Origin of the sequence: Rothia nasimurium, assembly GCF_042660305.1 — a bacterium.
GTDB classification, from domain to species: Bacteria; Actinomycetota; Actinomycetes; order Actinomycetales; family Micrococcaceae; genus Rothia; species Rothia nasimurium.
In genome coordinates, this window is sequence record NZ_JBHSTW010000025.1 from 1 (window position 1) to 13,696 (window position 13,696).

The following is a 13,696-nucleotide window of genomic DNA, read 5'->3' on the forward strand; positions in this document are numbered from 1 at the left end:
CTCCGATGGGGTATCGGAGCCAGGCTTTGGCAGCCCTGACGGTCTAGGATTAAACCAGTCCAACTTTCGGGGGCTAGTTCATTACCTACCGGGGCTTTCTCATGCCCTGTTGTTTCTTGCATAACCGGAGAAAACAATTTCTCACATAGGTTAGACAAGTATAGGCTTGAGCGCAAAAAGCCGGGCACCGCTCCCCCGGTGAGGGAGAACAGGGCCCGGCAGGGGCTAAGAGGAGGCTACCTTAGATAGCCAGTTCACGAGCCACGACGTCGGCTAGAGCCTGGGCGGTTGCATCGGCAACCTCCTGGGTTTCAGCTTCAACCATGACTCGCACTAGGGGTTCGGTACCCGAGGGGCGAAGCAAAACTCGACCGGTATCGCCCAGCTGGGCCTCGGCGTCCTTAATCGCTTCTTGCAGGGGCACACAGCCAGCCACGCCAGCGCGGTCAACGCCCTTGACGTTAATCAGCTTCTGGGGGGTTGCCTGCATGCGGTTAGCCAGCTCAGAGAGGGGCAGGCCGGTACGGGCCATTTCAGCAGCCAGATGCAGGCCGGTCAACACGCCGTCACCGGTGGTGGCGTGGTCCGACATAATCACGTGGCCCGACTGCTCACCGCCCAGGTTAAAGCCGTTCTTGTTCATGGATTCCAGCACGTAGCGGTCGCCCACAGCGGTGCGCTCTAGCTTGATGCCGTGTTCCTTGAGGAAGATTTCCAGGCCCAGTGAAGACATGACAGTGGCGACCAGGGTGTCATCCTTGAGGGTTCCTGCTTCCTTCATCGACAGCGCCAGAATCGACATAATCTGATCGCCATCGACCAGGTTGCCCTGCTCATCGACAGCCATACAGCGATCGGCGTCGCCGTCGTGGGCAATACCCAGGTCAGCACTGTGGCGAACAACCGCTTCCTGAAGCTTCTCGGGGTGGGTCGAGCCCACACCGTCGTTGATGTTAATGCCATCGGGTTCAGCACCAATCACAAACACCTTGGCGCCCAGGGTGCGGAAGGCATCGGGAGAAACCCCGGATGAGGCACCGTTAGCACAGTCCAATACAACCTTGAGGCCGTTAAGGCGGCGGTGCTCGGGCATGGTTGAGACCAGATGGGTGACGTAGCGGTCTTCACCATCAGTCAGCGGACGGACGCGCCCCACCTCACCGTGGGTGGGGTAACGGAAGTCCTTAGAGCGGTAGAGGGCCTCAATGGCGTCCTCAATCGCATCATCCAGCTTCTTACCGCCGCGAGCCAGGAACTTAATTCCGTTATCTTCAGCCGCGTTGTGGGAAGCAGAAATCATGACGCCGAAGTCGGCTTCTGTGCTTGCCACCAGGTAGGCCGCGGCGGGGGTGGGCACCATACCCGCATCGAGCACGTCAACACCTGACGCTGCGAAGCCTGCGGTCATTGCCGCGCCAATGAACTCACCTGAGATACGGGAGTCATGGGCGATAACAGCCTTGGGGCGGACACCTTCTTTAACCGTATTGAACCCAAGGACGATGGATGCGGCCTGCGCAAGCTCCATAGCAAGAGCAGGAGTAATCACTTCGTTAGCGAGGCCGCGAACACCGTCGGTTCCGAATAATCTAGACATTACTGATTATTCTACGCGCTCAGTTCTATTTTTCTTCGCGTAGGACGGGGAAACCTTCTGGGTTTTCGGGCACATCGTCCTCGAGAACATCCGAGCCCTTGCCCACAATCAGCGGGTCTGTAGAACCGACCAGGGCGTGGTCCTTATCGGGGTAGTCGAACTGGTTGAGCACGTGGCGCATAGCTTCAAGGCGGGCGCGCTTCTTGTCGTTAGACTTCACAACGGTCCAGGGGGCATCGCCGGTGTCGGTGTAGAAGAACATAGCCTCTTTAGCTGCCGTGTAGTCATCCCACTTATCGAGGGAAGCCAGGTCGGTAGGCGATAGCTTCCACTGGCGTACGGGATCGGTGCGGCGAGAATTAAAGCGAGCCAGCTGCTCTGCACGGGTAACGGAGAACCAGAACTTAATGAGTTTGACACCAGAGTTAACCAGCATGCGCTCTAGTTCGGGGACCTCGCGCATGAACTCGTAGTACTGCTGGGAGGTGCAATAGCCCATAACACGCTCAACACCTGCTCGGTTATACCAGGAGCGGTCCATGAGCACGATTTCGCCACCGGAGGGCAGGTGCTGGATGTAGCGCTGGAAATACCACTGGGTCTGTTCAACATCGGTGGGCTTTTCCAGAGCGACGACACGGGCGCCGCGGGGGTTGAGGTGTTCCATAAAGCGCTTAATGGCGCCGCCCTTACCCGCTGCGTCGCGGCCCTCAAAGATAATCAGGACCTTCTGGCCAGTTTCCTTGACCCAGAGCTGGAGTTTGAGGAGCTCAATCTGCAGGGCTCGCTTTTCCTTCTCGTATTCCTTACGGGAAAGTTTCTTGTCGTAGGGGTAGCCGGCCTTCCAGGCATCCGACTTCTCGCCGTCACCGCTGAGTTTCTTGGTCAGAGATGAAATTTCATCGAGCTCTGCGCTGTAGTCCTCTACGACCGATACGCGGCGGGTCTCCTTGGTGAGGGCCGCTTTCACGGCTTCCTTCTTTGGGTCGGTAACCTGCTGGGGGGCGTCCTGTTCCACAGCTTCAGTGCTGGGAGTTTCTAGCTCGGTAGCGGCGTCCTTGCCTGCGGCCTTGGTGGAGCGTGAGGTGCGAGTGGTGTTCGAAGATGCCATGGGCACCCTTTCTCTCGTGCGTATGTTCCACATCTATTCTAGATGCAAGACGTGAGACACCCCACTGTTACACGTCTTTTGACCCTAAGCCGGGTAAGGCAAACGCCCCATTTCTCTTCGCAGAGAAATGGGGCGTTTGACAATAAGCCTGAGCTGCAGGCCCAGTAATCGTAGCTTAGCGCTTTGAGAACTGTGAAGCCTTGCGTGCCTTCTTAAGACCAGCCTTCTTACGCTCGATAACACGAGCGTCGCGGGTCAGGAAGCCTGCCTTCTTGAGGGCGGGGCGGTTGTTCTCAGCGTCAATCTCGTTCAGGGCACGAGCAACGCCAAGACGCAGAGCGCCGGCCTGACCGGAGGGGCCGCCACCTGAGATGCGGGCGAAGACGTCGTAGGCGCCTTCGAGTTCAAGCAGCTTGAAGGGGTCGTTTACTTCCTGCTGGTGCAGCTTGTTGGGGAAGTAGTTGTCGAGCTCGCGACCGTTAACGGTCCACTTGCCGGTACCGGGTACCAGACGGACGCGGGCAACGGCTTCCTTGCGACGGCCAACAGCCTGACCACCAACGGTCAGTGCGGGACGGGCAGCCTTTTCAGCAACGGGTGCTGAGGACTCGGAAGTGTAGCTGGTGAGCTCTTCTTCGGTGGTGTACTCTTCGTTCTGAGCCACGATGTCTCCTTTAATAGTTCTTTCGTAGGCCCGAATTACTGGGCAACCTGGGTGAATTCGTAGGTCTTGGGCTGCTGAGCTGCGTGGGGGTGCTCGGAACCTGCGTAGACCTTGAGGTTCTTGAGCTGCTGGGCAGCTAGCTTGTTCTTGGGGAGCATGCCCTTAACAGCCTTTTCTACGGCGCGAACGGGGTTGGTTTCCAGCAGTTCGGCGTAGTTGACTGACTTCAGACCACCGGGGTAACCGGAGTGGCGGTAGGCACGCTTCTGCTCAAGCTTGGCACCGGTCAGTGCAACCTTTTCAGCGTTGATGATGATGACGGAGTCACCCATGTCAACGTGGGGTGCGAAGGTGGGCTTGTGCTTGCCGCGCAGCAGGATTGCGGTCTGGCTTGCGAGACGGCCGAGAACAACATCAGAGGCATCGATGATGTGCCACTGGCGGTTGTTGTCGCCTGACTTCGGAGTGTAAGTGCGCAAAATTTCGCCTTTTCTCGTTTCTTGTAGCGCTAGTTGGGTATCGCGCTGGTTTACATAGGTGCGTTTTCGCAGGGTTTGGGTGAGGGCCAAACGCATCTGCGTTACCGATTTCCTCAGACCTCTTGTTCCCCGTTATTGTCCTGCAACTAGACCGAAGAACAGGGTACGAAATGAGGGCGGTATACGCACAACGTATGAAACTATACAGAGTTTAAGTCTCTTAATCCAGGGCTTAGCCCTTTAAAGACGGGGTTTTGACCGACCTCACGTTTAAATCACAGGCGTGTGATTTAGAGGGTTCGCAGGTTTCGGGCTTTCTCGCTTTGGGCTGCGTAGCCGGACGCCTCGGGGTAGGTGATAGCGGCTAGGGCCAGACCGCGCGGGGCAGCTAGACGCACCTGGGAGTCTCGTACAGGCTCTTCGATACGGGAGATGAGCCAGGCTTCGTCTTTCTTCCCCTCCCCCACCATCACCAGTGAGGCGATGAGGGTTCGCACCATATTGTGGCAGAAGGCATCTGCCCTGATGCTTGCTTCGATGAGGCCGTCCGCCCGCCGCTCAAACCGAAGTTCGCGCAACTCACGAATCGTGGTGGAGCCTTCGCGGGGCTTGCAGAAGGAGAGAAAGTCGTTGAGCCCCAAGAGGTTCTGGGCGGCACGGTTCATCAGATCTATATCGAGTACGGGGTTGATTTGCCAGGCATGATGGCGGTTCAGCGGGTTACTGCCCTTCTCTTCCTGCCCGTCTTCAAGCAGGTAACGGTAGGAGCGTTCCAGGGCCGAGAAGCGGGCGTCGAAATCGTTTGGGGCCTCCTGGCAGCTACTGACCGTAATAGCTTTTTGCAGGTAGCCCTGTAGGCGGGCCGGCAGCCCTAGTTCTGCTTCTGCATCGGCCAAAGCCCGGCTGAGGGCTCCGCGCAATTTACGGCGGAGGGCGGACGCCGGTGCGTCCTGGCTGCGCCCGGGTAGCCGCTCCCAGGCGTCCTTGGCAAGGTCGAAGTGCACCACCTGGTGCAGGGCGTGAACGCCGGCGTCGGTCCGCCCGGCTACCGTGGTGTAGACGGGGCGGCGGAAGATAAGGGCCAGGGCTTCTTCGAGGACTCCCTGGACGGTGATAAGCCCCGGCTGCTTGGCCCAGCCTGCGAAGGGGCCACCGTCGTAGGCAAAATCAAGGCGCACGCGTACGCGGGGCTCGTATAGCGGCTCGGGGGTTTCGGTCACGGCTCTCCTTAGAAGGCGGGGTACAGGCTCACTCCACTTTACCCGCTACAGACAAAGGCGGCTCTCCCCCGTGTGAGGGGAAGAGCCGCCTTTTATCTACCGGTGACTAAGAATTAGTCTTCGGAGATGGTCTGTGCTGCTGCACCACCGGCAGGTGCGTAACCTGCTGCTTCAGCTGATTCCTTGGTGTCGAACCAGATTTCAGCCTGGGTGTTTGCGTACCAGCGTGAGCCGGGTACGTGGTACTTCATGGAGTCAGCGTTACCCTTGATTTCGAAGCCCTCGGGAGCTTCGCCGTTCTCGGTTGCTGCGTGTGCGCCTGCGGGCAGGTCTGAGGACTCAGCTGCTGCGGTTGCTGCTGCCTTGGTCTCTTCTGCTGCGGGTGCTGCGGTCTCTGCTACCTTGGTAGCTTCTGAAACAGCTGCGGCGGTTGCAACGGGCTCCATGACCAGTTCGATAACTGCCATGGGGGCGTTGTCGCCCTTGCGATTACCGATCTTGGTGATGCGGGTGTAGCCACCGGGGCGCTCTGCCATTGCGGGGGCAATGACGGTGAAGAGCTCGTGGACTACGGTCTTGTTACCGATGGAGCGCAGGACACGGCGGCGTGCGTTGAGGTCGCCCTTCTTTGCGAAGGTGATCAGACGCTCGGCGACGGGGCGCAGACGCTTTGCCTTGGTAACGGTGGTGGTGATGCGCTTGTGCTCGAAGAGCTGCTGAGACAGGTTGTTCAGCATGATGCGCTCGTGGGTCGGTGATCCGCCGAGGCGGGGACCCTTAGTGGGAGTAGGCATAATTTATTCTCCTGGTTTGCCGTTCCTTACTGCCTCACGGCAGGGGAACCAAAGATGTTTGACTGGTGTAACGCGTGGAAGCGTTGACTGCCGGTGTCTTAGTAGTCGCTGCCGTAGCTGTCGTCGTCCTGCAGGCGGGCTGAGAGGTCCATTCCGGCGGGTGAGTCCTTGAGGGACAGGCCGAGCTCGGTGAGCTTTGCCTTGACTTCGTCGATGGACTTGGCACCGAAGTTGCGGATGTCCATGAGGTCTGCTTCGCTGCGGGTCACGAGTTCACCCACGGTGTGGATACCTTCGCGCTTGAGGCAGTTGTAGGAGCGGACGGTCATGTCCAGGTCTTCGATGGGCAGAGCCAGGTCTGCGGCCATTGACTCGTCAGCGGGTGACGGGCCAACTTCGATACCTTCAGCGGCGGTGTTGAGTTCGCGGGCGAGGCCGAAGAGCTCAACGAGGGTGTTGCCTGCTGATGCGACTGCGTCGCGGGGAGCAATTGCTTCCTTGGTTTCGACGTCCAGGGTGAGGGAGTCGAAGTCGGTGCGCTGCTCAACACGGGTTGCGCTGACGCGGAAGGTGACCTTGAGGACGGGTGAGTAGATGGAGTCGACCGGGATGCGGCCGATTTCTGCGTCACCTGACTTGTTCTGTGCTGCCGAGACGTAGCCGCGGCCGCGTTCGATGGTCAGTTCTGCGTTGAAGTTTGCGCGGTTGTTGAGGGTTGCGATGTGGAGGTCCGGGTTGTGGATCTCGACGCCTGCGGGCACCTCGATGTCGCCTGCGGTGAGTTCACCTTCGCCCTGCTTGCGCAGGTAGGCGATGACGGGTTCGTCGTTCTCTGATGAGATGGAGAGCTTCTTGATGTTCAAGATGATCTCGGTGACGTCCTCGGTCACACCTTCTACAGTGCTGAATTCGTGCAGCACGCCGTCGATGCGGATGCTGGTTACAGCGGCACCGGGGATGGATGAGAGAAGGGTGCGGCGGAGGGAGTTACCCAGGGTGTAGCCGAAGCCGGGTTCGAGGGGCTCGATGGTGAAGCGTGAACGGTTTTCCGATACGTGTTCTTCACGCAGGATGGGGCGCTGTGCAATGAGCACTATGTTTCCTTTCGGTGAGCATCCGCTATATGAGCTCACAGGTTGGGAAAAACGAGTGAGGAAGCAGACGAAGCAGTCTGTTCATTGACCTGCAGCCGGTGGGTTGCGGGTCGCCCGATGTTCGGGACGCGTCTAGCCGGTGGGGCTTAGACGTGGCGGCGCTTCGGAGGACGGCAGCCGTTGTGGGCAACGGGGGTGACGTCCTGGATGGAGCCAACTTCGAGGCCGGTAGCCTGGAGTGAGCGGATAGCGGTTTCGCGACCGGGGCCGGGGCCCTTGACGAAAACGTCTACCTTGCGGACACCGTGTTCCTGAGCGCGCTTTGCAGCGGTCTCAGCGGCCATCTGAGCTGCGTAGGGGGTTGACTTACGTGAACCTTTGAAGCCCATTTCGCCGGCGGATGACCAGGAAATAACAGCACCAGAGGGATCAGTGATTGAAACGATGGTGTTGTTGAAGGTTGACTTGATGTGTGCCTGACCGGCAACAATGTTCTTGGAAACCTTGCGGCGGCCGGTACGCTTGGCCGCTGCGCGAGTCTTGGGAGGCATTTTTGATTCTCCTACAAAGTTTTGGTTGAAGTGTTGGTCTTACGCGATGTGCAAGACTGAGGCAACACTGTTTACTTCTTCTTACCTGCGACGGTACGCTTCGGGCCCTTGCGGGTACGTGCGTTGGTCTTGGTGCGCTGGCCGTGTACGGGAAGGCCACGGCGGTGACGCAGACCCTGGTAGCTACCGATTTCTACCTTGCGGCGGATGTCGGCAGCAACCTCGCGGCGAAGGTCACCTTCAACCTTGTAGTTGCCTTCGATGAAGTCACGAAGTGCTACGAGCTGGGTATCGTCAAGGTCCTTGACGCGGGTGTTGGGGTCAACACCGGTTGCAGCAAGCGCTTCTTTTGCACGGGTCTTGCCCACGCCGTAGATGTAAGTAAGAGCAATTTCCACGCGCTTTTCGCGGGGAATATCGACTCCAGCGAGACGTGCCATGGGGCGTTCTCCTTGTTTTCGCAGAGGTCTGTGACATCACTGCCCGGTTGTCCCGGTCCCCGGCCTCTGTGCCCGGAGGTATCCTGCTTTTGTGGGCAGGAGCGGTGCCATTTTCTGTTGTGCCACCTGGTGGGGTGGTCTTGTCAGCGTTGGCTAGTAATTAGCCCTGGCGCTGCTTGTGGCGCGGGTTTTCGCAGATCACCATGACCACACCGTGACGGCGGATCACTTTGCACTTGTCGCAGATCGGCTTAACGCTCGGCTTGACCTTCATCGCATTCCTTTGCGTTGATGTTTCAGCTAATGCTTTTGGACGGGCGGGGTAAGAGGTTCTGCGTCCGGCTAGCCGGTGGGAGAACTGTTTACCCCTTTTACACGGCGTAAACGCCGCTGCTTAGCGACGTTTGCTGCTCGTGTTTACTTGTAGCGGTAGACGATACGACCGCGTGAGAGGTCGTAGGGGCTGAGCTCGACTACTACTCGGTCCTCAGGCAGGATTCGAATGTAGTGCTGACGCATCTTGCCTGAGATGTGGGCAAGTACCTTGTGTCCGTTGTCTAGCTCAACGCGGAATGATGCGTTGGGCAGTGCTTCGACCACGGTACCTTCAATCTCGATGACGCCGTCTTTCTTGGCCATATCCTCCGCTTTACTTTCGTGCTCCCAAGGTTTCTTGGGGGCTCTTGGTAGTGTTTTTTCTGTATTCGGTGCGTTCTCCCAGATTCGGGTACCGCTCCGCTTGCGCACTAAACGCATGGCACAGACAACCAACAAACTAATATACGGCAAAAGCCCCGGAATGTTAATGGTTTTCGCAAAACATAGCGAGCTTCACATTAAGGCCAGGGGCTTAAGCTCAGGGGCAGGACGCTCCCGTAGCCAGCTGACCAGACTCCACACCCACTGAGCGCAGCGGATGCGCTGTCAGCCTGCTGGCTGGGGCTGGCGTGAATCGCTCGTGAGCGTTAGCGAACCAGCGAGAGGGTCAGCAGGCAAAAGCGCATCTGCTGTGCGTCAGCATTTAGTCTTCCTTGGCTGCCAGCTGGCCGCAGGCACCGTCGATGTCACTTCCTCGGGTGTCGCGCACGGTGGTGGGAATACCGTGGGCACGGAGGCGTTCAACGAAGTTTTGTTCGACGCCCTTGCGGGAGGCTGTCCATTTGGAGCCGGGGGTGGGGTTGAGCGGGATGGGGTTAACGTGTACCCAGCCGCGTCCGCGAGAGGCGAGTTTTTTGCCGAGGAGGTCGGCGCGCCAGCCCTGGTCGTTGATGTCACGGATGAGGGCGTATTCGATGGAGATGCGGCGGCCGGTGGTGCGGTAGTAGTCGTAGGCGGCGTCGAGGGTTTCGTCGACTTTCCAGCGCTGGTTGATGGGGATGAGTTCGTCGCGCAGTTCGTCGTCGGGGGCGTGGAGGGAGAGGGCCAGGGTGATGGGGAGTTTTTCTAGCTCAAATTTGCGGATGCCGGGTACGAGACCGACGGTGGACATGGTAATGCCGCGGGCGGAGATTCCCAGGCCTTCGGGGGCGGGGTCAATCAGGCGATGGACGGCACCCATGGTGGCCTTGTAGTTGGCGAGGGCTTCGCCCATACCCATGAAGACGATGTTGGAGACTCGTAGGGGGCGGGTGTCTTCGGAGCCACCTTCTGCCTGTTCAAGACCCTTCATGTTTTTGAGGTAGCGGGCACCGGCGATGACCTGTTCGACGATTTCGGCGGTGGAGAGGTTGCGGGTGAGGCCCTGCTGGCCGGTGGCGCAGAAGGGGCAGTTCATGCCGCAGCCAGCCTGGGAGGAGATGCACATGGTGACACGGTTCTCATAGCGCATGATGACGGATTCAACCAGGGCGCCGTCGAAGAGGCGGTGAACGACTTTGAGGGTGTCTCCCCCATCGGCTTCGAGGGTGCGGACGGTGGTGAGCAGCTGGGGCATGGCGTCGGCAACCATTTGTTCGCGTTCTGCTGCGGGGAGGTCGGTCATTTCTGCTGGGTCGGTGACCAGGCGTTCGAAGTAGTGCTTGGAGAGCTGGGCTGCGCGGAAGGGCTTGTAGCCGAGTTCTTCGAGGAAGGCGCGGCGGCCGGCCATATCAAAGTCTGCAATGTGGCGCGGGGGTTTACCCCGGCGAGGGGCTTTGAGGATGATTTGGCCGGGTTCAGGCCGTGCGCTGGAGATTTCCAGGGGGACGCTGGTGGTTTCGGTCATGGTAGGTGCTTTCGGTGTGATGCGGGGCGGACGCGGAGGGGCAGGTTACGAGGTTTAGGCTGGTATGGGTTTGACGGTAACACCGAGCTTGGAGAGTTCGGAGGCGCCGCCGTCCTCTGCGGTGAGGACCCAGATACCTTCAGAGTGTACGCAAACAGAGTGTTCCCACTGGCAGGCGTCTCCCCCGTCGACGGTTTTGATGGTCCACTCATCCTCGAGGGTGACGGTTTCGATTCCACCGGTTACGAGCATAGGTTCAATGGCGAAGGCCATGCCTTTTTTGACGCGGGGTCCGAGGTCGCGGGCGGCGTAGTTGAGCACGTCGGGGGCCATGTGCATGGAGGTGCCGATACCGTGGCCGACGAAGTCTTCGATAATGCCGTACTTATCGCCGGTTTCTTGGCGGACGAAGTTTTCGATCGCAAAGCCGACTTCGCCGATTTTCTTGGCGGTGGCAAGCGCTGCGATGCCGTGCCAGAGGGCGGCGCGGGTGACCTCGGAGAGTTCGCGGCGGGCGTCCGATACTTTGCCGATGAGGGCGGTACGGGCTGAGTCGCCGTGCCAGGTGGTGCCGCGAGCGTCCTGTACTGTGGCGCCGCCGTCGATAGAGATCATGTCGCCTTCTGCTAGGGCAAGGTCGCCGGGGATACCGTGGACGACAACGTCGTTCACGGAGGTGCAGATGGTGGCCGGGTAGTCGTAGTAGCCCAGGAAGTTGGATCCCGCCCCGTATTCCGCCAGGACGCCACGGAAGACCGTATCGAGCTCGGCGGTGGTGACGCCGGGGGCGGCAGCTGCTACCGCTGCGTCCAGGGCGCGGGAGGTGATGACGCCGGCTCGGGCCATGTCAGCGAGTTGGCGGTCTGTCTTGTATTCGATACGGCGCATAGGGTTCTTTCCTGGCTAGGTTTGTGTGCTGGGCTTTTGAGCCAAACTACACCAGTGTGCGTTAAAGACCTGTGCCCCCGCAATGACCGGGGGCACAGGTAGGGTTGCTGCCTTACTTGAGGGCGTCCATGATACGGGCGGTGACTTCGTCGATTTCGCCCAGACCGTCGATCTGGGTGACGAGGCCACGCTCGGTGTAGATAGCTACGAGGGGTGCGGTTTCTTCCTCGTAGACCTTGAGGCGGTGGCGGATGACCTCTTCGTTGTCGTCTGAGCGGCCTTCCTTGGCGGCGCGGCCCAGGAGGCGTTCGACCAGCTCGTCGTTGTCAGCAACCAGCAGGAGAACCTGGCCGATTTCCTGGCCCATGTCTGCCAGGATTGTGTCGAGTTCTCCGACCTGGGCAGTATTGCGGGGGTAGCCATCGAGCAGGAAGCCGTTAGCGGTATCGTCCTCTGCCAGGCGGGCGCGCACCATGCGGTTGGTGACTGAGTCGGGAACCAGGTTGCCAGAGTCAATGTAGCTCTTAGCTTCCTTGCCCAGCTCGGTTTCTTCCTTGATGTTCTTGCGGAAGATATCACCGGTGGAAATAGCGGGGATGTTCAGCTTTTCAGCGATTTTGACGGCCTGGGTGCCTTTACCGGCGCCGGGAGGGCCAATGATGAGCAGACGGTTCATCGCAGTAGTCCTTCGTAGTTGCGTTGTTGGAGCTGGGCGTCGATTTGCTTGACGGTGTCAAGGCCAACGCCGATGACGATCAGCAGTGAGGCACCGCCGAGCGGGAAATTCTGGTTAGCGCCGAAGAGGACGAAGGCCACCAGCGGCAGGAGCGCTAGGACAGCTACGTAGATGGCGCCGGGCAGGGTAATACGGTTGAGAACGTAGCTCAAGTATTCCTGGGTGGGGCGTCCTGCACGAATACCGGGGATGAAGCCACCGTACTTCTTCATGTTGCCAGCCACTTCTTCGGTGTTGAAGGTGATGGAGACGTAGAAGTAGGCAAATCCCAGGATGAGCAGGAAGTAGAGGGTCATATAGAGCGGGTGATCGCCCATGACCAAGTAGGTGTTGATCCAGTTAACCCATTCGGGCGGAGCTGAGCCGTCCGAGGGGGTGTTGAACTGGGCAATCAGGCCGGGCACCATGAGCATGGATGAGGCGAAGATGATGGGGATGACGCCAGCCATGTTGACCTTGAGCGGAATGTAGGTGGTGGTGCCGCCGATGGTACGGCGCCCAATCATCCGCTTGGCGTACTGGACTGGGATGCGACGCTGAGACTGCTCAACGAAGACAACCGCAACGATAACTAGCAGGCCGACCGCGACAACTGCGGAGAAGATGCCCCAGCCCTGGGTCTGCAGAATGGAACCAAAAGCGGAGGGGAAGGACGCTGCGATCGAGGTGAAAATCAGCAGGGACATACCGTTGCCCACGCCCTTTTCGGTAATCTGTTCACCCAGCCACATGACCACACCGGTACCGGCGGTCAAAGCGATGATAATCAGCAGAATGTTCCATATACCGTCATCGGGAATAATCGGCAGGGTGCAGCCCTGTAGGAGCATACCTGAACGAGCCAGCGACACAATGGTGGTGGCGTTCAGCAGGGCAAGCAAAATGGTGAGGTAACGGGTGTACTGGGTCAGCTTGGTCTGCCCCTGGGCACCTTCCTCATGGAGCTGCTGGAAGCGGGGAATGACGACGCGAAGCAGCTGAACAATAATGCTCGCGGTAATGTAAGGCATAACGCCCAGGGCAAAAATCGATAGCTGGAGCAGCGCGCCACCGCTAAAGAGGTTAATCATGTCGTAAACGCCACCGCTTGCGGTAACAGTCGACAGGCACTGCTGCACATTTCCGTAGGAGACACCGGGGGCGGGAATAAAGACGCCCACGCGGTAGATCACGATAATACCCAGGGTGAACAGCAGCTTATTACGCAGGTCGGGCGTCTTGAAAGCCCGTCCGAAAGCGGTCAGCACATGTCCTCCTGTGAGACAAAAAATTAGGTTGCCCCGGGCAACCTGATAGTGGCAGGTGGACGGGGCGAGTACACAATCTTGTCCAGTCTATCGCTTAAAAGTCTTTTGTGGGTAGCGCAGGCCCTCTGAGCGTAAAGAAAGGTGCCCCGCCCACCGAAGTGAGCGGGGCACCCCGCAAGAGTTTGCCGCGTCCGGGTTACCCCGGTGCGTCATGGGACTACTTGACGGTTACAGAACCGCCAGCAGCCTCAATCTTGGCCTTAGCTGACTCAGAAACCTTATCAACGGTTACGTTGTAGGCTGCTGAGATTTCGCCGGTACCCAGAACCTTGACCAGTTCGTTCTTGCGAACTGCGCCAGCTGCTACCAGAGCGTCAACGGTGATGTCGCCGCCCTCGGGGAACAGTTCCGCGATGCGGTCCAGGTTAACAACCTGGTACTCGGTGCGGAAGGGGTTCTTGAAGCCGCGCAGCTTGGGAAGGCGCATGTGCAGCGGAAGCTGACCACCTTCAAAGCCGGCGCGAACCTGGTAACGTGCCTTGGTACCCTTGGTACCGCGACCTGCGGTCTTACCCTTTGAGCCTTCACCGCGGCCTACGCGGGTCTTAGCCTTGTGGGCACCCGGAGCCGGGCGCAGATCGTGAATCTTGATAGCGTCGTTGTTTGCCATCT

16 protein-coding genes are annotated in these 13,696 nt (G+C 59.1%); all 16 read right to left on the reverse strand.

Going from position 1 to position 13,696, the window contains the following annotated elements:
- Nucleotides 1-241: 241 nt before the first annotated feature.
- The 16 genes from glmM to rplO all read right to left on the reverse strand — a co-directional run bounded on the left by glmM (nt 242) and on the right by rplO (nt 13,694).
- Nucleotides 242-1,597, reverse strand: coding sequence for a phosphoglucosamine mutase (gene glmM / locus ACFP6B_RS10000; RefSeq protein ID WP_237204780.1), 1,356 nt, complete (start codon nt 1,595-1,597; stop codon nt 242-244).
- 25 nt (nt 1,598-1,622) lie between these two features.
- A complete protein-coding gene (gene ppk2 / locus ACFP6B_RS10005) occupies nt 1,623-2,708 on the reverse strand; it encodes a polyphosphate kinase 2 (RefSeq protein ID WP_377129686.1) in 1,086 nt (361 codons plus the stop codon).
- Nucleotides 2,709-2,883: 175 nt separating this feature from the next.
- Complete coding sequence (rpsI, locus tag ACFP6B_RS10010) at nt 2,884-3,372, reverse strand: 30S ribosomal protein S9 (RefSeq protein ID WP_135013062.1); 489 nt, start codon at nt 3,370-3,372, stop codon at nt 2,884-2,886.
- A 35-nt stretch (nt 3,373-3,407) separates the two neighbouring features.
- Entirely contained in the window at nt 3,408-3,851 is a 444-nt protein-coding gene (gene rplM, locus ACFP6B_RS10015) for a 50S ribosomal protein L13 (RefSeq protein ID WP_135013063.1), read from the reverse strand.
- Nucleotides 3,852-4,141: 290 nt separating this feature from the next.
- On the reverse strand, nt 4,142-5,071 hold the full coding sequence (gene truA / locus ACFP6B_RS10020; protein ID WP_377129689.1) for a tRNA pseudouridine(38-40) synthase TruA: 930 nt from the start codon (nt 5,069-5,071) through the stop codon (nt 4,142-4,144).
- A 113-nt stretch (nt 5,072-5,184) separates the two neighbouring features.
- A complete protein-coding gene (gene rplQ / locus ACFP6B_RS10025) occupies nt 5,185-5,865 on the reverse strand; it encodes a 50S ribosomal protein L17, sunset domain variant (protein ID WP_237206214.1) in 681 nt (226 codons plus the stop codon).
- A gap of 98 nt (nt 5,866-5,963) precedes the next feature.
- Nucleotides 5,964-6,959: a DNA-directed RNA polymerase subunit alpha gene (locus ACFP6B_RS10030; protein WP_135013066.1), complete on the reverse strand. Its 996-nt coding sequence runs from the start codon at nt 6,957-6,959 to the stop codon at nt 5,964-5,966.
- A 146-nt stretch (nt 6,960-7,105) separates the two neighbouring features.
- A complete protein-coding gene (gene rpsK, locus ACFP6B_RS10035) occupies nt 7,106-7,510 on the reverse strand; it encodes a 30S ribosomal protein S11 (RefSeq protein ID WP_083090739.1) in 405 nt (134 codons plus the stop codon).
- Between the two features lie 71 nt (nt 7,511-7,581).
- Entirely contained in the window at nt 7,582-7,950 is a 369-nt protein-coding gene (rpsM, locus tag ACFP6B_RS10040; RefSeq protein ID WP_083090738.1) for a 30S ribosomal protein S13, read from the reverse strand.
- A gap of 160 nt (nt 7,951-8,110) precedes the next feature.
- Entirely contained in the window at nt 8,111-8,224 is a 114-nt protein-coding gene (gene rpmJ, locus ACFP6B_RS10045; protein WP_004005257.1) for a 50S ribosomal protein L36, read from the reverse strand.
- 143 nt (nt 8,225-8,367) lie between these two features.
- Nucleotides 8,368-8,589 (reverse strand): translation initiation factor IF-1, encoded by a 222-nt coding sequence (gene infA, locus ACFP6B_RS10050; RefSeq protein WP_083090737.1) that lies wholly within the window; start codon nt 8,587-8,589, stop codon nt 8,368-8,370.
- 382 nt (nt 8,590-8,971) lie between these two features.
- Nucleotides 8,972-10,153, reverse strand: a complete 1,182-nt coding sequence (rlmN, locus tag ACFP6B_RS10055; protein ID WP_237210288.1) for a 23S rRNA (adenine(2503)-C(2))-methyltransferase RlmN — start codon at nt 10,151-10,153, stop codon at nt 8,972-8,974.
- 54 nt (nt 10,154-10,207) lie between these two features.
- Complete coding sequence (map, locus tag ACFP6B_RS10060) at nt 10,208-11,041, reverse strand: type I methionyl aminopeptidase (RefSeq protein WP_377129693.1); 834 nt, start codon at nt 11,039-11,041, stop codon at nt 10,208-10,210.
- A 112-nt stretch (nt 11,042-11,153) separates the two neighbouring features.
- Nucleotides 11,154-11,717: an adenylate kinase gene (locus ACFP6B_RS10065; RefSeq protein ID WP_346875842.1), complete on the reverse strand. Its 564-nt coding sequence runs from the start codon at nt 11,715-11,717 to the stop codon at nt 11,154-11,156.
- Nucleotides 11,714-13,024, reverse strand: a complete 1,311-nt coding sequence (gene secY / locus ACFP6B_RS10070; RefSeq protein ID WP_377129695.1) for a preprotein translocase subunit SecY — start codon at nt 13,022-13,024, stop codon at nt 11,714-11,716. The genes ACFP6B_RS10065 and secY overlap by 4 nt, the downstream gene beginning before the upstream one ends.
- 217 nt (nt 13,025-13,241) lie before the next feature.
- Nucleotides 13,242-13,694 (reverse strand): 50S ribosomal protein L15, encoded by a 453-nt coding sequence (rplO, locus tag ACFP6B_RS10075; protein ID WP_135013750.1) that lies wholly within the window; start codon nt 13,692-13,694, stop codon nt 13,242-13,244.
- Between the last annotated feature and the right edge of the window lie 2 nt (nt 13,695-13,696).

Excerpts from the sequence above, each read along its gene's own strand:
- ACFP6B_RS10065 (WP_346875842.1), bottom strand. The coding sequence starts at position 11,717 with ATGAACCGTCTGCTCATCATTGGCCCTCCCGGCGCCGGTAAAGGCACC.
- ppk2 (WP_377129686.1), bottom strand. The coding sequence starts at position 2,708 with ATGGCATCTTCGAACACCACTCGCACCTCACGCTCCACCAAGGCCGCA.
- rpmJ (WP_004005257.1), bottom strand. The coding sequence starts at position 8,224 with ATGAAGGTCAAGCCGAGCGTTAAGCCGATCTGCGACAAGTGCAAAGTG.
- rpsM (WP_083090738.1), bottom strand. The coding sequence starts at position 7,950 with ATGGCACGTCTCGCTGGAGTCGATATTCCCCGCGAAAAGCGCGTGGAA.
- rplQ (WP_237206214.1), bottom strand. The coding sequence starts at position 5,865 with ATGCCTACTCCCACTAAGGGTCCCCGCCTCGGCGGATCACCGACCCAC.
- rplO (WP_135013750.1), bottom strand. The coding sequence starts at position 13,694 with ATGGCAAACAACGACGCTATCAAGATTCACGATCTGCGCCCGGCTCCG.
- map (WP_377129693.1), bottom strand. The coding sequence starts at position 11,041 with ATGCGCCGTATCGAATACAAGACAGACCGCCAACTCGCTGACATGGCC.
- glmM (WP_237204780.1), bottom strand. The coding sequence starts at position 1,597 with ATGTCTAGATTATTCGGAACCGACGGTGTTCGCGGCCTCGCTAACGAA.
- infA (WP_083090737.1), bottom strand. The coding sequence starts at position 8,589 with ATGGCCAAGAAAGACGGCGTCATCGAGATTGAAGGTACCGTGGTCGAA.
- rlmN (WP_237210288.1), bottom strand. The coding sequence starts at position 10,153 with ATGACCGAAACCACCAGCGTCCCCCTGGAAATCTCCAGCGCACGGCCT.
- rpsK (WP_083090739.1), bottom strand. The coding sequence starts at position 7,510 with ATGCCTCCCAAGACTCGCGCAGCGGCCAAGCGTACCGGCCGCCGCAAG.